The 22722-nt window shown below is 42.3% G+C and carries 26 protein-coding genes and 3 pseudogenes; 27 read left to right on the forward strand and 2 right to left on the reverse strand.

The annotated features are described in order from the left end of the window. The first annotated feature begins 25 nt into the window (after positions 1-25). Together FZ941_RS05660 and FZ941_RS10890 are read left to right on the forward strand one after the other, a co-directional pair. The gene (locus tag FZ941_RS05660; RefSeq protein ID WP_148887163.1) at positions 26-199 is read left to right on the forward strand and encodes a hypothetical protein; all 174 of its coding nucleotides are present in this window, start codon (positions 26-28) and stop codon (positions 197-199) included. After that, positions 195-485, forward strand: a pseudogene (locus tag FZ941_RS10890) (replication initiator protein); the annotation flags it as partial. The gene FZ941_RS05660 and the pseudogene FZ941_RS10890, both read left to right, overlap by 5 nt. A gap of 9 nt (positions 486-494) precedes the next feature. Here the strand turns inward: FZ941_RS10890 and FZ941_RS05665 are convergent. Continuing rightward, complete coding sequence (locus FZ941_RS05665) at positions 495-1346, reverse strand: helix-turn-helix domain-containing protein (RefSeq protein ID WP_148887164.1); 852 nt, start codon at positions 1344-1346, stop codon at positions 495-497. 147 nt (positions 1347-1493) lie between these two features. Between FZ941_RS05665 and FZ941_RS05670 the strand changes: the two genes are divergently transcribed. Continuing rightward, entirely contained in the window at positions 1494-1658 is a 165-nt protein-coding gene (locus tag FZ941_RS05670; RefSeq protein ID WP_111694577.1) for a hypothetical protein, read from the forward strand. 40 nt (positions 1659-1698) lie between these two features. Then, the gene (locus tag FZ941_RS05675; RefSeq protein ID WP_262366276.1) at positions 1699-2037 is read left to right on the forward strand and encodes an ATP-binding cassette domain-containing protein; all 339 of its coding nucleotides are present in this window, start codon (positions 1699-1701) and stop codon (positions 2035-2037) included. Positions 2038-2228: 191 nt separating this feature from the next. On the opposite strand, the gene FZ941_RS05680 is transcribed toward FZ941_RS05675, so the two are convergent. Beyond that, positions 2229-3161, reverse strand: coding sequence for a nitronate monooxygenase (locus FZ941_RS05680; RefSeq protein WP_148887165.1), 933 nt, complete (start codon positions 3159-3161; stop codon positions 2229-2231). Between the two features lie 292 nt (positions 3162-3453). On the opposite strand from FZ941_RS05680, the gene FZ941_RS05685 reads away from it, so the two are divergent. The 23 genes and pseudogenes from FZ941_RS05685 to FZ941_RS05795 all read left to right on the forward strand — a co-directional run bounded on the left by FZ941_RS05685 (position 3454) and on the right by FZ941_RS05795 (position 22714). After that, positions 3454-3684: a DUF1858 domain-containing protein gene (locus tag FZ941_RS05685; RefSeq protein ID WP_148887166.1), complete on the forward strand. Its 231-nt coding sequence runs from the start codon at positions 3454-3456 to the stop codon at positions 3682-3684. A 2-nt stretch (positions 3685-3686) separates the two neighbouring features. Continuing rightward, a complete protein-coding gene (locus FZ941_RS05690) occupies positions 3687-5048 on the forward strand; it encodes a DUF438 domain-containing protein (protein ID WP_148887167.1) in 1362 nt (453 codons plus the stop codon). 26 nt (positions 5049-5074) lie between these two features. Next, positions 5075-5329 (forward strand): DUF1912 family protein, encoded by a 255-nt coding sequence (locus FZ941_RS05695; RefSeq protein ID WP_148887168.1) that lies wholly within the window; start codon positions 5075-5077, stop codon positions 5327-5329. A 267-nt stretch (positions 5330-5596) separates the two neighbouring features. Beyond that, positions 5597-6174, forward strand: a pseudogene (locus tag FZ941_RS05700) (GNAT family N-acetyltransferase). A 67-nt stretch (positions 6175-6241) separates the two neighbouring features. Beyond that, positions 6242-7369: a hypothetical protein gene (locus FZ941_RS05705; protein ID WP_148887169.1), complete on the forward strand. Its 1128-nt coding sequence runs from the start codon at positions 6242-6244 to the stop codon at positions 7367-7369. Between the two features lie 173 nt (positions 7370-7542). Then, a complete protein-coding gene (locus FZ941_RS05710) occupies positions 7543-10194 on the forward strand; it encodes a valine--tRNA ligase (RefSeq protein WP_148887170.1) in 2652 nt (883 codons plus the stop codon). Between the two features lie 72 nt (positions 10195-10266). Beyond that, the gene (locus FZ941_RS05715) at positions 10267-11337 is read left to right on the forward strand and encodes a hypothetical protein (protein ID WP_148887171.1); all 1071 of its coding nucleotides are present in this window, start codon (positions 10267-10269) and stop codon (positions 11335-11337) included. 161 nt (positions 11338-11498) lie between these two features. Beyond that, positions 11499-12749, forward strand: coding sequence for a diaminopimelate decarboxylase (locus FZ941_RS05720; RefSeq protein ID WP_148887172.1), 1251 nt, complete (start codon positions 11499-11501; stop codon positions 12747-12749). A gap of 57 nt (positions 12750-12806) precedes the next feature. Continuing rightward, the gene (locus tag FZ941_RS05725; protein ID WP_015605536.1) at positions 12807-13055 is read left to right on the forward strand and encodes a YneF family protein; all 249 of its coding nucleotides are present in this window, start codon (positions 12807-12809) and stop codon (positions 13053-13055) included. 99 nt (positions 13056-13154) lie between these two features. Then, positions 13155-13949, forward strand: coding sequence for a glutamate racemase (racE, locus tag FZ941_RS05730; RefSeq protein WP_125371384.1), 795 nt, complete (start codon positions 13155-13157; stop codon positions 13947-13949). Continuing rightward, on the forward strand, positions 13946-14923 hold the full coding sequence (locus FZ941_RS05735) for a nucleoside-triphosphate diphosphatase (protein ID WP_062006163.1): 978 nt from the start codon (positions 13946-13948) through the stop codon (positions 14921-14923). Before racE ends, FZ941_RS05735 begins: the two co-directional genes overlap by 4 nt. Then, positions 14899-15420, forward strand: coding sequence for a metallophosphoesterase (locus FZ941_RS05740; protein ID WP_148887173.1), 522 nt, complete (start codon positions 14899-14901; stop codon positions 15418-15420). The genes FZ941_RS05735 and FZ941_RS05740 overlap by 25 nt, the downstream gene beginning before the upstream one ends. Next, positions 15417-15878, forward strand: coding sequence for a cyclic-di-AMP-binding protein CbpB (cbpB, locus tag FZ941_RS05745; RefSeq protein ID WP_148887174.1), 462 nt, complete (start codon positions 15417-15419; stop codon positions 15876-15878). The genes FZ941_RS05740 and cbpB overlap by 4 nt, the downstream gene beginning before the upstream one ends. Continuing rightward, a complete protein-coding gene (xerD, locus tag FZ941_RS05750; protein WP_148887175.1) occupies positions 15875-16606 on the forward strand; it encodes a site-specific tyrosine recombinase XerD in 732 nt (243 codons plus the stop codon). The genes cbpB and xerD overlap by 4 nt, the downstream gene beginning before the upstream one ends. Before the next feature lie 2 nt (positions 16607-16608). Further along, on the forward strand, positions 16609-17319 hold the full coding sequence (locus tag FZ941_RS05755; RefSeq protein ID WP_148887176.1) for a segregation/condensation protein A: 711 nt from the start codon (positions 16609-16611) through the stop codon (positions 17317-17319). Continuing rightward, positions 17312-17857: an SMC-Scp complex subunit ScpB gene (gene scpB / locus FZ941_RS05760; protein ID WP_148887177.1), complete on the forward strand. Its 546-nt coding sequence runs from the start codon at positions 17312-17314 to the stop codon at positions 17855-17857. The genes FZ941_RS05755 and scpB overlap by 8 nt, the downstream gene beginning before the upstream one ends. Positions 17858-17990: 133 nt before the next feature. After that, entirely contained in the window at positions 17991-18722 is a 732-nt protein-coding gene (locus FZ941_RS05765; RefSeq protein WP_005592340.1) for a pseudouridine synthase, read from the forward strand. Further along, positions 18722-18979, forward strand: a complete 258-nt coding sequence (yidD, locus tag FZ941_RS05770; protein WP_148887223.1) for a membrane protein insertion efficiency factor YidD — start codon at positions 18722-18724, stop codon at positions 18977-18979. Before FZ941_RS05765 ends, yidD begins: the two co-directional genes overlap by 1 nt. 117 nt (positions 18980-19096) lie before the next feature. Beyond that, positions 19097-19790: pseudogene (locus FZ941_RS05775) on the forward strand (IS30 family transposase). A gap of 93 nt (positions 19791-19883) precedes the next feature. Next, positions 19884-20423 (forward strand): 16S rRNA (guanine(966)-N(2))-methyltransferase RsmD, encoded by a 540-nt coding sequence (gene rsmD / locus FZ941_RS05780; protein WP_148887178.1) that lies wholly within the window; start codon positions 19884-19886, stop codon positions 20421-20423. Further along, the gene (coaD, locus tag FZ941_RS05785; RefSeq protein ID WP_148887179.1) at positions 20413-20898 is read left to right on the forward strand and encodes a pantetheine-phosphate adenylyltransferase; all 486 of its coding nucleotides are present in this window, start codon (positions 20413-20415) and stop codon (positions 20896-20898) included. Before rsmD ends, coaD begins: the two co-directional genes overlap by 11 nt. Further along, the gene (locus tag FZ941_RS05790; protein WP_398587557.1) at positions 20891-21988 is read left to right on the forward strand and encodes a SepM family pheromone-processing serine protease; all 1098 of its coding nucleotides are present in this window, start codon (positions 20891-20893) and stop codon (positions 21986-21988) included. Before coaD ends, FZ941_RS05790 begins: the two co-directional genes overlap by 8 nt. 162 nt (positions 21989-22150) lie before the next feature. Further along, entirely contained in the window at positions 22151-22714 is a 564-nt protein-coding gene (locus tag FZ941_RS05795) for a YutD family protein (RefSeq protein ID WP_125382354.1), read from the forward strand. The last annotated feature ends 8 nt before the right edge of the window (positions 22715-22722 follow it).

Below are 22722 nucleotides of genomic sequence, written 5' to 3' on the forward strand. Positions count from 1 at the left end.
CCTTTTTATTTTCAGGAGGAAAAGCATGCAAAAGGAAGAACAGTCATCACGGCAAATCATAGTGTGCCATCTCATGGCTATCATGGGAATAAATATTGAGAAAGCAACTCAGTTAATTGCTGAAATGGAAGAGTCAGGGCTAATCCAATTTGATGAGTTAGGAAATGTCGGTTTATTAGTGTTGGAGGGACAATCATGAACCTACCCCCGTCTTAAATTCAGACGGGGGTAGTGTTCAAAAAACACTAGGGAGGTATCAAAATCAGCCGGGGTCGGTCTTAACTTCAGCCACTAGTGAGACTGAAGTTAGTGAGACTGATATAAGTGAAACTAAAGGGAGTGAGTCTGTCATTGAGGACGAGGAGGAGAAAGAAAGTCAAACAAGTAGGAAAAGCGACAATGAACATTTTCATCGAAAGGAGGACCGATTCACAAGATACGACAGAGATTATATTTGGGGATTGGTTCACGACCAGTTGAGACAATGATTTCATTTATTTTTTGTTTACTAGTTTATTAAAATGGTCAGTATAGTGTAATTTTAACTTGTCTTCTCTTAAAATATCGAATACTTGTATGGCCTGTTTCATTTTTTCAATTCCACTACTTAATTGGCGTTTAAATTCATAGTAGCCAGTTGCATAGAGAAAAACTGTCTGTTCATAGAAGTTCAATTCATTATCTAATAATGTTTTTATCTCACTAATTAAATAGCAACAATTAGAAAATTTTTCCTCATCTATACTAAGAATTAAACAATTTATAGCAAGTTGAGCGACCATTCGTTTATTGGTTTTATTCAGAGAAGAGTAGAGATAATTCTTTAGCAGTTCCTTTGTCAATAAGAAGTAGGAATTGTAGTTAATTGTTCGTACACAGTTACCAAATAGAACCATCTCATAGTAACCCCATTTTTCGACTTTGAAAAGATAGTCTATTAATTGAAGTAATTCTTCATCTGATGGAATGATAGTCGAATCCATTGTGTGTAGAATGGATTTTACCATGGTTTTTTCAAAGGAATTTAAGGTGTAATTTGAGGAGTCAGAAAGTAGACATTTTATATTATTGATATTTTGTGATGAGTATTGCTTTCGAATGTACTGTACTAAGTTAGCAAATGATTCGGTATTGGAGTAGTCTTTATCATGTAAAATAAGAAATTCGTCCAAAGTAATATGTAATTTATCTAAAATATTGATTAGTCGAATACAAGATATCTCTGATTCGCCACGTTCAAAACGAGATATTTGTGATTTTGAAAGGTGTTCATCTGCTACAGAACATAAACTGATTTGCTTTCCTTTACGAACTTTTCTGAGTGTGATGCCAAGTTTTGATTTCATAATTTTCCCATTTTCCCAACAAAAAAAGTAATTGATTTTTATTTATTGTACAATAAATAAAAACTGAAAGGAAGTCTAAATATGAAAATGGCTATTGGTGGAGAGTACTACAACTTATATACAAAAAGGAAATGAGGTGTAAAGAAAATGAAGAAAGAAAATGAAGATGTGATTTCAACAGCAGCCTCACTAGGGGTGATGATTGGAATAGTGTTTGCAATTTTTTTAGATTTTCCAATTGAATATGGTATTTCTTTAGGATTGTTGAATGGAATATTATTGGGTTCGCTGATTTTTTACAAAAAACGATAAGAATTAAGCATAATTTTTTGCTGTAAACTAGGGAGTAGAGATGTCTATAGTTGAAATTATTAATCTAACAAAAAGCTTTAGAGATACTGAAGTTATTCATAACACTTCATTTTATTTAAAGAAGGGAAAAGTATATGGTTTTGTCGGACCAAATGGAGCTGGAAAAACTACAATTATCAAAATGATTCTAGGGATTTTAAAACCAGATTCTGGGGAAATAACTATTTTTAATCAAACCGTAGAACAGAATTCCGAAAATATATTATCTAAGATAGGATTAGTTTTGGGACCTTCATTTTATGGTCATCTTGATGCTTATAAAAATATGAAGTTAATAGCAAATATGAAGTTAATAGCAAATATGAAAGTGCTTAGTTAAGATATCGAAAAGCTTAATGAATATCTATCAATGGTAGGATTAAAAGATGTTATTCTCAAGGGAAAGACAACACGAACCGAAGCAGTCGTGAAATTGGTCAAAAAAGTTAAGTAAAAGAGCGATTTTTTTAGAAACAAGCCTAAATGAACAGCAAAAACCTGCAGAAGTCTGCAGGTTTTTGAGTTAGAGGATTATAGCTTGATTTCAGTGTTTTGGAGAACCTTCTGAGCATCGGCAACGATCGTGTCGAGGATTTCTTGACATGGACGAATTTCCTTGACTAAGCCTGCGATTTGGCCACTCATCATAGAGCCATGCACAGTATCTCCTTCGTAAACAGCTTTAGAAAGAGAACCGATGGTGATTTCTTCGAGTTCGTCACGATTGGTGCCTTTGTTTTCTAGTTCGATATAGTGGTCAGTCATTTCATTGCGGATACAACGAACCGGCGCACCAGCAATACGACCAGTAACGGCAGTAGCAGTGTCATTGGCTGCGACAATGGCATCCTTGTAGCCTGCTGAAATTGGGCATTCTTCTGAAGCTAGGAAGATCGTTCCCATCTGAACCCCTTGTGCACCAAGGACAAAAGCGGCAGCGAGACCACGACCATCGGCAACCCCACCTGCAGCGATAACGGGAATATCAACGGAGTCAACAATCTGAGGAGTGAGAGCCATGGTATTGGTTTCACCGATATGGCCACCAGCTTCAGAACCTTCAGCAATCACGGCATCAACTCCGAGCTCTTGCATTTTTTGCGCGTGTTTGACACTGGCAATAACAGGGATAACCTTGATACCAGCCTCTTTCAGATAAGGCATGATGAATTTTGGCGTACCAGCCCCAGTCGTTACGACAGGAACTTTTTCTTCAATGATGACTGTCACAATATCCTTGATATTTTTCATCATGAGCATAACATTGACAGCGAATGGCTTGTCAGTCAATTTACGCAGTTCACGGATTTCTTCGCGCAACTGCTCACCCGTCATTCCTCCTGAAGCGATGATTCCCAGCCCACCAGCTTCTGAAACAGCTGCCGCCAGTTGGTAGTGGGAAATCTGAGCCATAGCTCCTTGGAAAATAGGGTACTTGATGTTCAACAATTTTGTAATAGACATAGGGCATCTCCTTTATTCTGTATTTTAAATCATTATATCACTATAATAAAGCGTTTTCAATGAAGCTGTAATCTGGCAAAAGATAGGAGTTTGTGAAAGAAATCTCAGAAATTCTTGATAGAACTGGCTTTTCCTTGTGAAACTAAATTTATCAGTGTCCTTATAACAATAATTTATAGCCTATTAGAATTTGTTATATACTCCAAGCTTGGATTTGAGCAAGCGTGGAAAGGATTTTTATTGGACGCATCTTTTGTGATATAATAATAAAAAATACACGGAGGTAGGGCATATGGATAATGTGATTGATTTGTCTATCCCAGTGGCAGAAGTGATTGAGAAGCAGCCCGAGGTTTTGGATGTTTTGGTCGAGTTGGGCTTTAAGCCTCTGGCCAATCCTGTCATGCGCAATACAGTCGGGCGCGTAGTTTCGATCAAAAAAGGAGCCAACATGAATGGAATTGACCTTGATAAAATCAAGCAAACTCTGGAATTAAACGGCTATGAAGTGGTGGGGATTTAGGCATGGCTACTGAACGCATTGAAGTCCTCAAGTCTATCTTGCTGGACCTACATAACGGAGCTTCGGCGGAGTCTGTTCAGGAGCTCTTCAATGAGCATTTTGCTGGTGTGTCCGCTATCGAAATCAGCCTGATGGAACATGAGCTGATGAACTCGGATACGGGAGTGACTTTCGAAGATGTCATGTCTCTCTGCAATGTCCATGCCAACCTCTTTAAAGGTGCCATTCAGGATGTGGAGGTGGCTGATACCGACCATCCAGGCCATCCGGTTCAGATCTTCAAGCAGGAAAATTTAGCCTTGCGGGCTGCCCTCATGCGGGTTCGCAGGCTCCTATCTACCTATGAAAGCACAGAAGATGAGGACCTTCTTCCAGAAATCCGCAAGGGACTCCAGCGCCAGCTGGGTTTGGTAGGTCAGTTTGATATTCACTATCAGCGTAAGGAAGAGCTCATGTTTCCTATCATGGAGAGCTACGGCCACGATTCGCCGCCCAAGGTCATGTGGGGGGTAGATGACCAGATTCGTGACCTTTTCCAAGAGGCTAAGATTGCTGCAGAGCAGCTGCCTGATACTTCGATTCAAGAAGTCAAGGACAAGTTTGAGACTTTTGCTGCTGAGTTTGAAGCTATGATTTTCAAGGAAGAGTCCATCCTTCTCATGATTCTCCTTGAATCCTTTCATCAGGATGACTGGCTCAAGATTGCTGAGGAGAGCGATGCTTATGGTTATGCTATCATCAAGCCAACGGAGAAATGGATTCCTGCGCGGCAGTCATTCTCGGAGGAGGAAGCTGGGGATGCTGCTGATGAAGGAAGCGAAGCGCCAGCCAGTAGAGAACAGACTAGTGATGGCAGGTTTCATCAAGTCATTGATACGCCGGATGGTCAGGTCACCATTTCCTTTAAGCCTAAGGAAAAGAAGGAGCAAGCCTTTAATCGGGACTCCCAGCAGCCTTTTGGCCATGGCTATCTGTCAGTGGCGGAGGCCAATCTGATTTTGGACCATCTGCCCATAGAGATTACTTTTGTCAATAAGGACGATATTTTCCAGTATTATAATGACAGTGTGCCGGCAGACGAGATGATTTTTAAGCGGACGCCGTCCCAGATAGGGCGCAATGTCGAGCTCTGTCACCCGCCCAAGTTTTTGGATAAGGTGCGGAAGATTTTCAAGGCGTTGCGTAAGGGAGAGCGAGACAAGTTTGAGATGTGGTTCAAGTCGGAATCACGGGGCAAGTTTGTCCATGTGACCTATGCGGCGGTGCGAGATGAGGCTGGTGAATTTCAGGGGGTGCTGGAGTATGTGCAGGACATTCAGCCTTTCCGTGATATTGACAGTGATTTTTACCGAGATTTGGACTAGGTATTTGCAGTTAGAAAGTGAGAAACATGAGTTACGAACAGGAATTTTTACAGGAGTTTGAAGCTTGGGTCAAGACCCAGGTCATGATTAACGAGATGGCCCTCAAGGAGAGTCAGGCAGTCTACGAGGCAGACCAGGACGAGAGGGCCAAGGAAGCGGCCATTCGCTATGAGAGTCGTCTTGATGCCTACCAGTTCCTTTTAGGAAAATTCGCCAACTATCAGGCGGGCAAAGGATTTCACGACCTGCCAGATGGACTTTTTAGCGAGAGAAATTATTGATTTTTCGCTGGAAAGGTGATAGAATAAGTTCATCAGAGGTGTTTTGAGTCAAGCATTTTACAGAAAGTGGCGGCGCTGAGAAGTCCACAAATGTATCAAAACTGGTTGCTGATGGTTAAAAATGAAATAAAAGTGTCTTTGTATTTACTTCAAAGACGAAAGTTGCGGGCCTTGCCCGAAATTGGGTGGTACCGCGGATAAACACATTCGTCCCTTTCTAGTCTGACTAGGAAGGGATTATTTTTATGTTGCGGAAAGGAGGTTTGAATGAAACTTCTTGAATCTTATAATGGCAAAGAGTTGCCAAAGTTGGAAACTGAGTGTTTGATGTTGCGTCAGCGAACGGCAGATGATGTGGAGGATATGTTTGCTTATGCTGGTCTGCCTGAAGTCTGTTATCCAGCTGGATTTCCTCCTGTAGATAGCTTGGAAGCAGAGCGTGACTATTTTGAAAATCGCTATTTTGAAAATCTAGAAAAGAAGGAACTTCCGTCTGGCTATGGTATTACAGTTAAGGGGGATGACCGAGTCATTGGCTCTTGTGACTTCAATCATCGCCATGAAGATGATGTCTTTGAAATTGGCTACCTCCTGCATCCAGATTATTGGGGAAGGGTTATGTACCAGAAGCCGTCAGTGCTTTGATAGAAGTTGCTTTTACCATTCTTAAACTCCATAAGGTTGAAATTCGATGTTTTGATTACAATAAACAAAGTCAGCGAGTCGCTGAGAAACTTGGTTTCACTCTTGAAGCTCACATCCGAGACCGCAAAGATGCCCAAGGCAATCGCTGTGCAGAGTTGGCTTATAGGTTGCTGAGGAGTGAGTGGGAAGTTAGAGATTAGTAGTTGAACTATTCGAAAATTTCGAACAGTTAGAATTTATTGATTTTCAAAAGTGAGGTGAGAAAAATTGGAAGCAAGCCAGATTATTACTCTGCTTAGTGGTGCAGGATTAGGGGCGATATTAAGTGCGATTTTAGTTTTTGTCTCCAATAATAAGTCACGTAGTATAGAGTATATGAGCGAGGAACACTTATATTATCGAAACAACTTAAGGACAATTATAAAAGATTTGTATTCGTTTAACGATCTTCAAAAATCATTGAATGAATTAAAGTTGTTATTGGATGCAAAAGGAAAGAGAGTAAGAGAGGTTGGTGGTTATTCAACTTATTTAAAGGATAGTCATATTTGGATACTGATAAATAAGATTGAGAGTGAACTAAAGAATAATGGTAAAGTACCTAAGGAGTTAATTGATAAATTAGTTTCTTATTCGGAATTACTATTAGATTATGAATTGAGTTCCAGTAGAAAAAAAGTAAGATATAAAGTCTTTGAGACGTTTGTTTTTATATCTTTAGTGTTAGGTACTGTGCTATCAGTAATTTGGTTTATTAAACCCAATTGGCGTGATGTGAATGAAAATATTGTTTCACATTGGATACCGTTAATATGTATAGGCTTGTGTTTAACTTCATTTTTTATATTCTATTTTTTAAGAGATTCTGTGAGATTGTCTTTTAGAAATGGAAATTCATTTCTTATGATTTTATTTATAATCTTTTATTTACTACCATTCTTTGGAATTATTCAACGATATAATGAGAATGCTATCAAAGCACTCTCTCATATATCTTTTCTAGAAAATATTAATAAGGATAAGTTCATATTTATTACTTATGGAGCGTTATTTATTTTAGAAATATTATTCTTGCTATTTAGTATAGACGATGAAAAAAGCCAATACATAGAGGAAATTCGAGATGTGGAAAACGCTGATATTTTTGAGAATCTGTTGAAAATCAATAATGCAATTGAAAATGAAGATGAATCATCTTGTCTTAGGAAAAATCAATATATTCGTCGCTTTCAAAAGTCTTTAGCTAAAAAAAATCCAAGAAAATTAGAGAAGATGGTATTGGAAGAAGAATGGAAAAAAGTTATAAGTGATTTACAAAAAGAAAACTTATGGAAAAAGAGTTCGTATAAAAAAGAGATTACTTATTTGGATAAATACTTAAAAGATAAAATATAAGTTTTTGAAGTATAGTTTTAGAAGAGTTTCCATATTATTTTCAAACAGTTTTTTAAAACCATTTAAGATTACTTTAAGTGTAAAGCTATCCATTATATAACTATTTTAAAAAGATTTAGTTATTGGTTTTTAAACAAATATAACATATGTCGTAAAAAAGAAAGGACAAACACATGTCAAAACAACTTTCACCTAAATATAATCCAGCCGAGGTTGAGGCTGGTCGTTATCAAAAATGGCTTGATGCCGATGTTTTCAAGCCTTCAGGAGATCAAAAGGCTAAGCCTTATTCGATCGTGATTCCACCACCAAACGTAACTGGGAAACTCCATCTTGGGCACGCTTGGGATACGACTTTGCAGGATATTATCATCCGTCAGAAACGCATGCAAGGTTTTGACACGCTTTGGCTTCCTGGTATGGACCACGCGGGAATTGCCACTCAGGCTAAGGTTGAGGAGCGCTTGCGTGGTGAGGGCATTAGCCGTTATGACCTCGGTCGTGAAAAATTCCTCGATAAAGTCTGGGAATGGAAAGACGAATATGCGACAACCATCAAGGAACAATGGGGCAAGATGGGGCTCTCTGTAGACTACTCTCGCGAGCGTTTCACTCTTGACGAAGGTTTGTCAAAAGCCGTCCGTAAGGTCTTTGTCGAGCTTTATAAGAAAGGCTGGATCTACCGTGGTGAGTTTATCATCAACTGGGACCCAGCAGCTCGCACAGCTCTTTCTGATATCGAGGTGATTCACAAGGACGTGGAAGGTGCCTTCTACCACATGAACTACATGCTGGAAGACGGTTCACGCGCCCTTGAAGTTGCGACAACTCGTCCTGAGACGATGTTTGGGGACGTTGCCGTTGCGGTCAATCCAGAAGATCCACGCTACAAGGATTTGATTGGTAAAAATGTCATCCTTCCAATCGCTAATAAATTGATTCCAATCGTTGGGGATGAACACGCAGATCCTGAATTTGGTACGGGTGTCGTGAAAATCACACCTGCCCACGATCCAAACGACTTCTTAGTTGGTCAACGCCATAACTTGCCACAAGTTAACGTCATGAATGACGACGGAACCATGAACGATTTGGCCTTTGAATTTGCAGGCATGGACCGTTTCGAAGCTCGGAAAGCAGTCGTTGCTAAGTTGGAAGAAATCGGTGCCCTTGTTAAAATCGAAAAACGTGTCCACAGTGTTGGTCACTCAGAGCGGACTGGCGTTGTGGTTGAGCCACGCTTGTCTACGCAATGGTTTGTCAAGATGGACCAATTGGCTAAGAATGCTATTGCCAATCAAGATACAGAGGATAAGGTTGAATTCTACCCACCTCGTTTCAACGATACCTTCCTCCAATGGATGGAAAATGTCCACGACTGGGTTATCTCTCGTCAGCTCTGGTGGGGTCACCAAATCCCTGCTTGGTACAATGCTGAGGGTGAAATGTACGTCGGCGAAGAAGCTCCAGAAGGTGACGGATGGACTCAGGACGAAGATGTCTTGGATACTTGGTTCAGTTCCGCCCTCTGGCCATTCTCAACCATGGGCTGGCCTGATGTCGACTCAGAAGACTTCAAACGTTACTTCCCAACTTCAACCTTGGTAACAGGTTACGACATCATCTTCTTCTGGGTGTCTCGTATGATTTTCCAATCTCTGGAATTCACTGGTCGTCAGCCATTCCAAAATGTCCTTATCCACGGTCTCATTCGTGATGAGCAAGGACGCAAGATGTCTAAATCTCTTGGTAACGGGATTGACCCGATGGATGTCATCGAGAAATATGGTGCCGATGCCCTGCGTTGGTTCCTTTCAAACGGTTCTGCACCAGGACAAGACGTTCGCTTCTCTTACGAGAAAATGGATGCTTCATGGAACTTCATTAACAAGATTTGGAATATCTCTCGCTACATCCTCATGAACAATGAAGGATTGACTCTTGAGCAAGCAACTGCCAATGTTGAAAAAGTTGCCAACAAAGAAGCTGGAAATGTCACAGATCGCTGGATTCTCCACAACCTCAATGAAACAATCGGTAAAGTTACTGAAAACTTTGACAAGTTTGAGTTTGGTGTAGCTGGCTATATCCTCTACAACTTCATCTGGGACGAATTTGCGGACTGGTATGTTGAGTTGACCAAGGAAGTCCTTTATAGCGACAACGAAGAAGAGAAGGTTATCACACGCTCTGTTCTCCTTTATACCTTGGACAAGATCCTTCGTCTCCTTCACCCAATCATGCCATTCGTAACAGAGGAAATCTTTGGACAAATCTCAGAAGGCTCTATCGTCACAGCGGAATACCCAGCTGTCAACCCAGCCTTTGAAGACCTTGCTGCTCACACTGGTGTAGAAAGCCTCAAAGACTTGATCCGTGCTGTACGTAATGCGCGTGCCGAAGTAAACGTAGCACCAAGCAAGCCAATCACCATCCTTGTTAAGACAAGCGATAGCGACTTGGAAGCCTTCTTTAACAGCAATGTTAACTACATCAAACGCTTCACAAATCCAGAACACTTGGAAATCGCATCAAACATCCCTGCACCTGAACTTGCTATGTCAAGCGTCATTACAGGAGCAGAAATCTACTTGCCACTGGCAGACCTCCTCAATGTCGAAGAAGAGCTGGCTCGTCTCGACAAGGAACTCGCTAAATGGCAAAAAGAACTGGATATGGTTGGTAAGAAGCTCTCTAACGAACGCTTCGTAGCCAATGCCAAACCAGAAGTCGTCCAAAAAGAACGCGACAAACAAGCCGACTACCAAGCGAAATACGACGCGACCGTAGCACGTATTGATGAGATGAGGAAACTCGTTAAATAAACGTAGAAACACGGTGGAATGCCGTGTTTTTTTGGTATAATGAGGAATAAAAAAGATTTTAGGAGATAAAAATTGTTTGATTTTAATGATGTATTTATCAATTTTATTTCTGATTTTGTTTTTTGGCTATTCCTAATAATAGTTGGGGGCATTGGTTGGTTATTTAACAGAATATTTTTATCAAAATTTAAGAAAGTAAAAATTAAAAGAATTGATGTTAGAAATGTTCCAAAACGATTTAATGGAGTTGAGTTAGCTCTTTTTCAGTATGATGGAGCATATAAAAATTATATTGAGAATGAATTAGTTATTGAAAATTCAAAAGATGATTTATTAATTCAAAACTTAGTAGTTGATAATATTAGTGTTAGTGATTATTTTTACGAAGATATTGTGATACAAAATGGTTTCGATATGCTCACCCAAAATCTAGATTTCGTTATTTTTAACAATGGGAACAAGGAAAGCTCGTTAAAAAATTATCAAGTTAAAATCCACTATTTAAATAAGGAAAATGAAAAAGATAAAACAATCTTTAAAACAGAGGTGGAGAGCGGTAATTTAAGTGGGGGTGATATTAAAACATTGTTTTCAAAGAAATTAACAGATCACAGTATTGTTAAATTCTTTTCTAATAGCTTGCCTGATTATAAACAATCAATTAGAATTGAATTAGTGAATAAGGAAAATCAAGAAATTGAAAGTGAGACTGAGATAGCATATCTATCCTCGGAGAAACGTTTTGTTAGAAATTTAGGTGGAGCAGGGAAGCCTGATAGAACTTTAACACCAATTATTGAATTGATATCTCCTTATAGTCAAGATTGTTTTAATTTCTCTATCAATCAACGTTTAGTAAAAGGCGATAATACATTGAGATTTAATATTCTTATAGATGCTCCGTGCTCTATAAAATACAATGTAAAATTATTTAGAAATAAAAAAATGTTAAGCAATTTTTCTAGTGATTTGATTGAGATACAGTTTTCAAAATATAGATTAGTATCTCCTTATAAAGATGAGTTATATCATTATTTACATGATGAAAAAATAGAATCTAGTAATTTTGAAGAAGTGAAGTTAAGGAAACCGGAGTTGCTTAATAGTATTGACAGGATAAAGACTGAATATAATTTAAATTAGATGCTTAGCACTTCGTTTAAATCTTAGGTTTATCTAGTATTCTTATACTAAATTTCATAGTTCAGAAACGTTAAGAAGAAGCCCTCGTGGCTTCTTTTTTCTCCTCCCAAACTCACACTTGTGTTATAATATTGTCAGTAAAAGAGAAAGTAGGAGCGTGTATGAAAACTCCATTTATCAGTCGTGAGCGCTTGGCGGAGCTGACAGCGCAGTTTCCAACGCCTTTTCATCTGTATGATGAGAAGGGGATTCGGGAAAGAGCGCGTGCCTTGCATGAGGCTTTTGCTTGGAATGCTGGTTTTAAGGAATATTTTGCCGTCAAGGCGACACCAAATCCTGCTATTTTAAAAATCCTCAAGGAAGAGGGCTGTGGGGTGGACTGTGCTAGCTATGTTGAGCTGCTCATGAGCCAAAAGCTGGGCTTTGCTGGGGACGAGATCATGTTTTCGTCCAATAATACGCCAGCTGAAGAATTTCGTCTTGCGCGGGAGCTAGGAGCGACCATCAACCTAGATGCCTATGAGGACGTGGCTTTCTTGAAAGAAGTAGCTGGGATTCCCAAGGTGATCTCTTGCCGCTACAATCCCGGTGGTGTCTTTGAGCTGGGTACCAGCATTATGGATCATCCAGAGGAAGCCAAGTTTGGTATGACTAGGGCGCAGCTGATTCAGGCCTTCAAAGAACTCAAGGAACTGGGAACAGAGAAATTCGGCATTCATGCTCTCTTGGCCTCCAATACTGTAAGCAATGACTACTATCCAGCACTGGCTCGGCAGCTGTTTGAGTTGGCAGTAGAGGTCGTGGAAGCGACGGGGGTTGAGTTGGACTTTATCAATCTGTCTGGCGGTGTCGGGGTCAACTATCAGCCTGAAGGCGAGGAAAATGACATTGCGGTCATCGGTCAAGGAGTTCGTCAGGCCTATGAGGAAATCCTGACACCAGCTGGTCTGGGGCAGGTCAAGATTTTTACGGAGCTAGGACGTTTTATGCTGGCGCCTTTCGGTCTTTTGGTGACCAAGGTGACTCACAAAAAGCAGACCTATCGGACCTATCTGGGAGTGGATGCTTCTGCGGTTAATCTCCTGCGTCCTGCTATGTATGGAGCTTATCACCATATTACCAATATGGATCGGCTAGAAGGACCGACGGAGATTGTCGATGTGGTCGGCAGCCTCTGTGAAAACAACGATAAATTTGCCATCCAGCGGGAGCTGCCTGTCAGTCAGATTGGCGATACACTGGTCATTCACGATACTGGTGCCCACGGCTTCTCCATGGGCTATCAATACAATGCCAAGTTGCGCTCTAGCGAGATTCTCCTAGAGGAAAATGGTCAGGCTCGTATGATTCGTCGGGCAGAGAGGCCAGAGGATTATTTCGCCACTCTCTATGGCTTTGATTTTGAAAAATAGAGATAATTTGGTATAATAAAGAGTAATGTAAAAAATGAAACAGGAGTTCGGATTATTATGAATACATTGTTAGCAATTTTATTGATTATGCTGGCTTTCTTTGGTGGGATTTTGCTGGGTATGTACTTGCTTCGCCGTCAGGTCGAAAAGGAATTTGCGGAAAATCCACGTCTCAATGTAGAAGCAGTGCGGATGTTGCTCAGTGCCAATGGTCAAAAACCAAGTGAAGCACGCGTTCAACAAGTTTACCGTCAAATCATCAACCAACAAAAAGCAGCAGTTGCTAAAAATAAAAACAAAAAATAAGCTTCTCTCAGCTACCCTTTGGTGGCAGACGGAGATTTCTATATAAAAAATGGGGATTTGGGCTAGGCTTCCAATCCCTTGTTTTAGAAAGAAGACTGTATGGATAACCGACCGATTGGATTTTTAGACTCTGGGGTGGGCGGTCTAACTGTTGTCCGTGAATTGATGCGGCAACTCCCCCACGAGGAAGTGGTTTATATAGGTGATTCGGCTCGGGCTCCATATGGTCCTAGGCCGGCGGAGCAGATTCGGGACTATACTTGGCAGTTGGTCAACTTTCTCTTGACCAAGGATGTCAAGATGATTGTTATTGCCTGCAATACTGCCACAGCTGTTGTCTGGGAGGAAGTCAAGGCTAAGTTGGACATTCCTGTCCTCGGTGTGATTTTGCCCGGAGCTAGTGCTGCCATCAAGTCTACAACTGGTGGCAAGATTGGCGTCATCGGGACTCCTATGACGGTCCAGTCCGACATTTACCGAAAAAAGATTGAGGCTCTATCTCCCGAGATGGAGGTGCAGAGCTTGGCTTGTCCTAAGTTTGTCCCGCTGGTAGAGTCAAATGAGCTCCAGTCCAGCCTGACTAAAAAGGTTGTCTATGAGACCCTTCATCCTCTAGCGGGCAAGGTGGATACTCTTGTCTTGGGCTGTACCCATTATCCTTTGCTCCGGCCGATTATTCAAAATATGATGGGGCCGAGCGTCAAGTTGATTGACAGCGGGGCCGAGTGTGTACGGGATATTTCTGTCCTGCTCAATTATTTTGAAATCAATCGTAGCCGCGAAAAGCACGAACTGAACCATCGTTTTTATACTACAGCCAATGCTAAGAGATTTGCGGAAATCGCTGAAAACTGGCTGAATCTGAAAGTCAATGTGGAGCATGTGACCTTATGACAAAAAACATTTATGAATACAAAGATGCCTCTGACTGGTATGTAGCTGAGTGGGGACAGAGTGCCTCTTACAGTGAATTTGAGCGAGTGCCAGCCGAAGCTTCTGAGATTTTAGACCGCTTAGAGAGTGTTTTGGCAGAAGAAGAGCTAGGCCTGCCCTTAAATATCACGGTCATTCGCTATGGCTCAGCCTTTCGCTTTTTGACCTTCTTGCTGGATATTTTAAACCAAGAAACGGATCGAAAGTTGGAATTGTTACAGCGACAGGGAGCCCTTCTCTTGGTTGAAGGAGGGAAACTCCTCTATGTCCATCTGCCGCAGACTGGTGTGGATTTACAAGCCTTTCTGGGAGCAAAAGATGTCAAAGACACCCTCTTGATTGCGACGCGCAATGAGGGTAAGACAGCAGAATTTCGTAAGCTTTTTGGGAAGTTGGGCTACGAGGTGGAAAATCTGAATGACTATCCTGATTTGCCAGAAGTAGCTGAAACAGGCATGACCTTTGAAGAAAATGCCCGTCTCAAGGCTGAAACGATCAGCCAGTTGACTGGCAAAATGGTTTTGGCAGATGATTCAGGCCTGCAAGTGGATATCTTGGGTGGTCTACCAGGTGTCTGGTCGGCTCGTTTTGCTGGCGTTGGTGCGACAGATGACGAAAACAATATCAAGCTCCTGCATGAGCTGGCCATGGTCTTTGATATTAAAGACCGCTCTGCTCATTTCCACACGACTCTGGTGGTCGCAAGCCCAGATAAGGAATCCTTGGTGGTCGAAGCGGATTGGCCGGGCTATATTGCACATGAACCCAAAGGCGAAAATGGCTTTGGCTATGATCCTTTGTTCTTGGTCGGAGAGACAGGAAAAACATCAGCTGAGCTAACGATCGAAGAGAAAAATGCCCAGTCCCATCGTGCACAAGCGGTGCAAAAATTAATGGAGGTATTTCCAGCATGGCAAAGCAAACAATCATCGTAATGAGCGATTCCCATGGGGACCGTGCCATTGTCGAAGAAATGAAACATCATTATCTAGGAAAAGTCGATGCTATTTTCCATGATGGAGACTCAGAGTTACCTTTTGAGGATGAAGTCTGGGAAGGGATTCATGTCGTAGCGGGTAATATGGACTTTTATCCTGGCTATCCAGAGCGGCTGGTGACAGATTTGGATGGGACCATTATTGCCCAGACCCACGGGCACCTTTTCAATATCAATTTTAGCTTCCAAAAACTGGATCTGTGGGCTCAAGAAGTAGGAGCAGATATCTGTCTCTATGGCCATTTACATGTTCCAGATGCTTGGATGCAAGGGAAGACTCTCTTTCTCAATCCGGGCTCCATTAGCCAGCCTCGTGGCTCAATCAACGAACGTCTTTACGCTAAGGTAGAGATTGACGATGACAGTTTTAAAATTGATTTCTATACGCGAAATCATGAACTCTACCCAAGCTTGTCCAAGGAGTTTGCCCGATGATTGCTAAGGAATTTGAAGATTATCTGCTGCAACATGAAGACACTTTTTTGACACCTGGGGAGAATCTAGCGGTCATGATTGACACGCACAATGTGGATCATGCCATTCTCTTGCTTAGTCAGATGACTTATTCACGCATTCCAGTGGTGACTGCGGAGAAAAGGTTCGTTGGCACTATTTCTCTGACGGACATCATGGCTTATCGGATGCAGCATGAGCTGGCAGAGGAAGAGTTTATGTCTATGGACATTGTCCATATGACACGAAAGGATGGTCTAACGGTCGAGCCAGATTACAAGATTGCGGACGTTTTGCACAAGCTGGTGGATGAGTCTTTCCTGCCTGTTGTGGATAAAGAACAACATTTTTATGGCATCATTACTAGAAAGTCGATTTTAAAAGCTGTTAACTCGTTGATGCATACCTTCACGAGTCAGTATGAGATTTCCAAAAAATGAAAGAACAAATCACTCCTTTTTTAGAACAAAAAAATATCTCAGAAAATTCAAAATTAGCCTATTCTTACGATTTGGAGCAATTCGTCAATGAAATCCACAACAAGGTGACGGAGACCAATTTGCGGATCTATCAAGCCTCTATCAAGGATTTCAAGGCGACTGTCCAGAAGCGGAAGCTATCAGCGGTCAATCAATTTCTCTACTATCTTTATGAGAACAAGTTGATTGGGGAATTTCACCGCTTGACCCTGCCCAAGGTCGCTATTTCCAAGGAAATGGAAAGCGAGCTGATGGACTTGTCAGCCTTTTGGGAAACTTCTGCGGTACCACAAGGCCGGCTGATAGCGCTCATGATTTTGGAAATGGGTCTCTTGCCAAGTGAAATCCTGCAGGTCAAGGTTGAAGATGTCAATCTTGATTTTCAGGTTTTGCGGATCGAGAAGGCTGGGCAGAAGCGAATAATAAAAATCCCTGAAAGTCTGACGGATGAGTTAGGTGACTATTTGACAGGGACTTATTTATTTGAAAAGAATGGCAAGTCCTATTCACGCCAATGGGGCTTTCGCCAGCTGGAGGCTTTCTTGATCGAGCAGGGACAGGCCAGCTTGTCAGCCCAAAGCCTGCGTGAGCAATTTATCCTGCGCCAGCGGGAAAAGGGTGTCGGCATCTATGATATTGCTCGTGATCTGGGCTTGAAGACAGTCATTACATTAGAAAAATACAGATAAGAATGGATATCAAGTTAAAAGATTTTGAGGGGCCGCTGGACTTGCTGCTCCACCTCGTATCCAAGTATCAGATGGATATTTACGATGTGCCCATTACCGAGGTCATCGAGCAATATCTGGCTTATGTGTCTACTCTGCAGGCCATGCGGCTGGAAGTGACAGGGGAATACATGGTCATGGCCAGTCAGCTCATGTTGATCAAGAGTCGCAAGCTCTTGCCCAAGGTGGTAGATCAGGTGGATCTAGAGGACGATCTGGAGCAGGACTTGCTGAGTCAGATTGAGGAATATCGGAAGTTTAAGCTACTGGGCCAAAAGCTGTCCCTCCAGCATGAGGACCGGGCTCTTTACTACTCCAAACCCAAGCTGGAATTGGTCTATGAAGACGCTGAACTTTTGCACGACAAGACAGCTGTTGATCTCTATTTAGCTTTTTCCAAGGTGATGACCAAGAAGCAGGAGGAGTTTTCTAAGAGTCACACAACCATTGTGCGAGATGAGTATAAGATCGAGGACATGATGGAAGTAGTGCGCCAGCGCTGTCAGGCTCAAAAACGCCTTGCCCTGCAGGATATTTTTGCAGAAACCAAAGACATGAATGAAGTGATTACGCTCTTTTTAGCAACCTTGGAGTTAGTCAAGGTGCAAGAAGTACAGGTCATTCAGGAGGAAAACTTTGGAAATATTTATTTAGTAGGAAGAAAGAATGAGTAAATTAGCAGAGATTGAAGCCCTGCTTTTTGTGGCGGGGGAAGACGGTCTGAAAGTCCATCAGCTATCAGAAACCCTTTCCTTGCCGCCGACTGGTGTCATCCAGAGTTTGGAAAAATTAGCGGAGAACTATCAAGTAAATCCCGACTCCAGCTTGACCTTGCTGGAAACGTCAAAGACCTATAAGTTGGTCACTAAGCCTGAATTTGCTGAGATTTTACGAGAGTATTCGCGGGCGCCGATTAACCAGAGCTTATCCCGTGCTGCACTGGAAACCTTGTCGATCATTGCTTACAAGCAGCCCATTACAAGGGTGGAGATCGATGATATTCGTGGGGTCAATTCCAGCGGAGCGATTTCGAAGTTATTAGCCTTTGAGCTGATTCGGGAAGATGGCAAGAAGGAAGTCATCGGACGCCCCAATCTCTATGTGACGACGGATTATTTTCTGGACTATATGGGTATCAACCATTTGGATGAATTGCCGATTGTGGACGAAGCGGAGCTCATTGCTGAGGAAAGTCAACTTTTCGGAGAGTGACAAGTTCATCCTATAAGGGACGTTTTCTGAACGATCCCAAGCCTTGAGGGAGGCACTGCTTCCCCTATTTGCCATTTTTCCAGCTGTTAAAGTTGTGAAAATGGTCTTTGTATCTTGTGAAAGGACAATATCGATGAGAATCAATAAATACATTGCCCATGCGGGAATTGCCAGCCGGAGAAAGGCTGAGGAGCTGATCAAGCAGGGGCTAGTGACCGTAAATGGGCAGGTGGTGCGTGAGCTAGCGACTACCATCAAGTCGGGCGACCGAGTAGAAGTGGAAGGCCAGCCCATTTACAATGAGGAAAAGGTCTACTACCTGCTCAACAAACCGCGCGGGGTGATTTCCAGCGTGACCGATGACAAGGGGCGCAAAACAGTCGTTGATTTGCTGCCGCAGGTTAAGGAGCGGATTTATCCCGTTGGCCGACTAGACTGGGATACTTCTGGTGCCTTGATTTTGACCAATGACGGTGACTTCACGGATGAAATGATTCACCCGCGAAATGAAATTGACAAGGTCTATGTAGCGCGTGTCAAGGGTGTGGCCAATAAGGAAGTTCTGCGTCCGCTGACCCGCGGTCTGGTCATTGAGGGCAAGAAAACCAAGCCAGCTGTCTATGAGATCCTCAAGGTCGATCCCGTAAAGAATCGCTCGGTTGTTCAGTTGACCATCCACGAAGGGCGTAATCATCAGGTCAAGAAGATGTTTGAAGCGGTGGGGCTGCCAGTGGACAAGCTTTCACGGACTCAGTTTGGACATCTGGATTTGACTGGCCTCAAGCCAGGTGAAGCACGTCGATTGAGTAAAAAGGAAGTCAGCCAGTTGCATAATTTGGCTGTGACCAAGACTAAGAAAAAATGATTAAGAAAATCTTGATAGCGCCGGTTCGATTTTACCAGCGCTTTATTTCCCCTGCCTTTCCGCCTTCCTGCCGTTTTCGGCCGACCTGTTCCAATTACATGATTGAAGCCATCGAAAAACACGGAGCCAAGGGGGTGCTGATGGGCTTGGCCAGAATTGGTCGCTGCCATCCTTGGTCTAAGGAAGGGGACGATCCAGTGCCAGACCATTTTAGTCTTCGGCGAAATGACTCTAAAACAGACTTCGAACGGAAATAGCCTTGTTTCCGTTTTTTGCTAGAGATAAATTGTAAAATATAGTGCAACAAAAAAACTCATAGCGTTTCATTAGTGTAAACTGTAAGTAACCACACAAACAGAACCCGAGGAAAAACTATGAGCTACTCCCATCTTACCATAACCGACCGAATAAAGATAGAAACCTACTTGGAATTAGGTTTGAAACCTTGCCAAATTGCAAGTAAACTTGGCGTCCATAAGTCTACCATTTCAAGAGAGTTAAGACGATGCCAAAATGGTTATTCTGCAGCCTTAGCACAGGAAGAGTACGACCACAGGGCTAAGCAAAAAGGTCGGAAGTCTCGTTTGACACCAAAGTTGAAAAAGGAAATTGAGAACGGCTTAAAATCCTCCTGGTTCCTGAACAGAACGTCCTAAAGAGGTCCGGAATCGTGAAACTTTTGGCCACTGGGAGCTTGATACTGTGGTGTCTTCCAGAGGCAAAAGCAAGGGGTGTTTGGCTACCTTTCTGGAGCGAAAAACGGGCTTTTACTTAGCTTTCAAGATACCAGACAGGACAGCCAAAGCCATGTTTTCAGCCATCGAACGATTTTGTAGGCTATTTCCAAAAGAGGCTCTTAAAACCTTCACTTCAGACAGGGAAAAAGAGTTTGCCTGCTATCCTATGGTAGAAAACTTAGGAATTTCCTTTTTCTTTAAGAAAACAGATTTAGCCACTATCTCTGATGAGGATTTGAACAAGGCTTTATATGATATCAATCACCGACCACGAAAATGTTTAGCTTACAGAACTGCTTGTGAAGCTCTAGTAGTGGATGAGTTCAAGTAAATGTTGCACTTATTCTTGCAAATTATCTAGAGAATAAAGTCTAGCCTTAGCAATTACTATCAGCTTTTCAATATTTTTGTTATAATGTTTTTTATGAGAGTTGTTTCAGGGAAGTACGGGGGCAGACCCCTCAAGACATTAGATGGTAAGACAACGCGACCTACGACAGATAAGGTCAAGGGTGCGATTTTTAATATGATTGGGCCATATTTTGATGGCGGTCGGGTGCTGGATCTCTATGCAGGTAGCGGTAGTCTGGGGATTGAGGCGGTATCTCGTGGCATGGATTCCGCTGTTTTGGTTGAAAAAGATCGGCGAGCACAAGCTATCGTGGCGGAAAATATTGCCATGACCAAGGAAGCGGCGCGCTTTGAACTACTCAAGATGGAGTCGAGTCGAGCCTTGGAGCAGTTGACCGGCCAGTTTGATCTGGTTCTGCTGGATCCGCCCTATGCCAAGGAGCAGATTATTGCGGATATTGAAAAAATGGCGGAGCGCAAGCTCTTGAGCGAGGATATCATGGTTGTGTGCGAGACGGACAAGTCGGTTGATTTGCCAGAAGAAATCACAGACTTGGGTATTTGGAAGCAAAAAATATATGGAATTTCAAAGGTGACGGTCTATGTCAGATAAAATCGGGCTCTTTACAGGGTCATTTGATCCCATTACCAATGGACATGTGGACTTGATTGAGCGTGCCAGTCGGTTGTTTGATCGCTTGTATGTGGGCATCTTCTACAATCCTCACAAAGAAGGATTTTTTAGCATCCATGTGAAAAAAAGAATGGTTCTAGCGGCTTTGGCGCATTTGGAAAATGTGGAAGTCATCACTTCGCATGATGAATTGGCGGTTGATGTGGCAAAAAGGCTGGGTGTGACCGCTCTTGTCCGCGGCCTACGCAACGGTCAGGACTTGGACTATGAAGCTAGCCTGCATTTTTTCAATAAGGACTTAGCACCTAACTTGGAGACCATATTTCTGCTGAGTCAGCCGGCCTACCGATACATCAGTTCTTCAGCGATGCGGGAATTGATTGCTTTCCAGCAGAATCTTTCTGCCTATGTACCAGCGAGTGTGATTGAGGAGTTAGAGAAAAAAGATGAATAATGACATGACAAATCCAAAAACGATGACGAAGGAAGATAAACGTGGTTTAAAAGTAGTTGGTTGTGCTGGACTAGCTTCTATTATTGTGGTCGTGCTCTTCCTTTTCTCTTTCATTGTTCCCCTGCCTTACTACATTGAGGTGCCTGGAGGCGCAGAAGACATTCGGAAGGTTCTAATTGTAGATGGAAAAGAAGATCAGGCACCGGGTTCCTACAATTTTGTAACTGTTGGGATCCAGCATGCGACCTTTGCCCATCTGGTCTACGCTTGGCTGACGCCTTTTACGGATATTTATTCGGCTCAGGATATGACAGGTGGCTCGAGTGATGCTGAGTATATGCGCATCAACCAATTTTATATGGAAACGTCGCAGAATATGGCCAAATACCAAGGTCTCAAAGCCGCAGGAAAAGACATCAAGATGAACTATCTGGGTGTGTATGTTCTGAAAGTAGCTCCGAATTCGACCTTTAAAGGGATTTTGAATATTGCGGATACGGTGACGGGAGTCAATGACAAGACCTTTGAAAGCTCGGAAGACTTGGTCAAATATGTCAATTCTCAGGCTCTGGGCGATAGTGTCAAAGTGACCTACGAGGAAGATGGAAAGACCAAGACGGCGACGGGGAAAATCATCAAGCTGGAAAATGGCAAAAACGGAATTGGCATTAGTTTGATTGACCGCACGGAAGTCAACAGCAGTGTTCCGATTGAATTTTCGACCGAAGGCATCGGTGGTCCCAGTGCTGGCCTCATGTTTAGCCTAGCCATCTATACTCAGCTGGCCAATCCAGACCTGCGAGACGGCCGCGTAATTGCGGGGACGGGTAGCATTGACAGAGAAGGCAAGGTTGGAGATATTGGTGGGATTGACAAAAAAGTCGTCTCTGCGGCCAAGATCGGAGCGACAATTTTCTTTGCTCCTGATAATCCTGTCAGCGAGGAAGAAAAAAAGGCTAATCCTAAAGCCAAGACCAACTATGAAACGGCGCTTGAAGCAGCCAAGGGAATCAAAACGGATATGAAAATCGTGCCGGTTAAAACCCTTCAGGACGCAATTGATTATTTAGAAAAAACCAAAAAATCTTAGTTTCGGCTAAGATTTTTGTCTTTTAGAGACGAACGAAGGGTGTTGTTTATTAAATCGTCTGACTTTTTACAGAAAGATCTTTTTCTTCTGAAAAAATATAAATTCCCCTTTTTTTGTGATAAAATAATATGAAGTAAGATAGATGAATGACAAAGGATAGGTATGCGTAAAGAGATTTCACCTGAGTTGTATAATTACAATAAATTCCCCGGCCCAGAATTTAAGCAAATGGGCAGCAAGATAGTTGCAGAAAAATTTGAGTTTGAATTGGTGGAGAATTATAAAGAGGCCTTTGACTTGACGGCCTTTCACCAACGCTTTTCAGAAATTCTGAATAAATTTGACTATATTGTCGGCGATTGGGGTAATGAACAGTTGCGATTGCGCGGTTTTTATCGGGATGAGAAAGCCAAGGAAAATGCAGAGAAAATCAGCCGTTTGCAAGACTATTTGCTAGAGTATTGTAATTATGGCTGCGCCTATTTTGTTTTGGAAAATGCTCAGCCAAGACGGGCCGCCTTTGACAAAAAATCCCACCATAAGAGAAAATCGGATGGCAAAAAACATCCAGAAATTTCTAGGGAACGTGGCTCTAAAAAAACGAAGGACGATCAGCAAAAACATCGTCCAAAGGCAAATAAGAACAAACAACAGAAACAAGGCAAACAGGCAAAGCAAGTAGCATCTAGCCAATCGCAGCGCCATTTTGTCATTCGTCAGAAATAAAGGAGAAA

The organism is Streptococcus sp. Marseille-P6264 (assembly GCF_902460355.1).
Taxonomy (GTDB): domain Bacteria; phylum Bacillota; class Bacilli; order Lactobacillales; family Streptococcaceae; genus Streptococcus.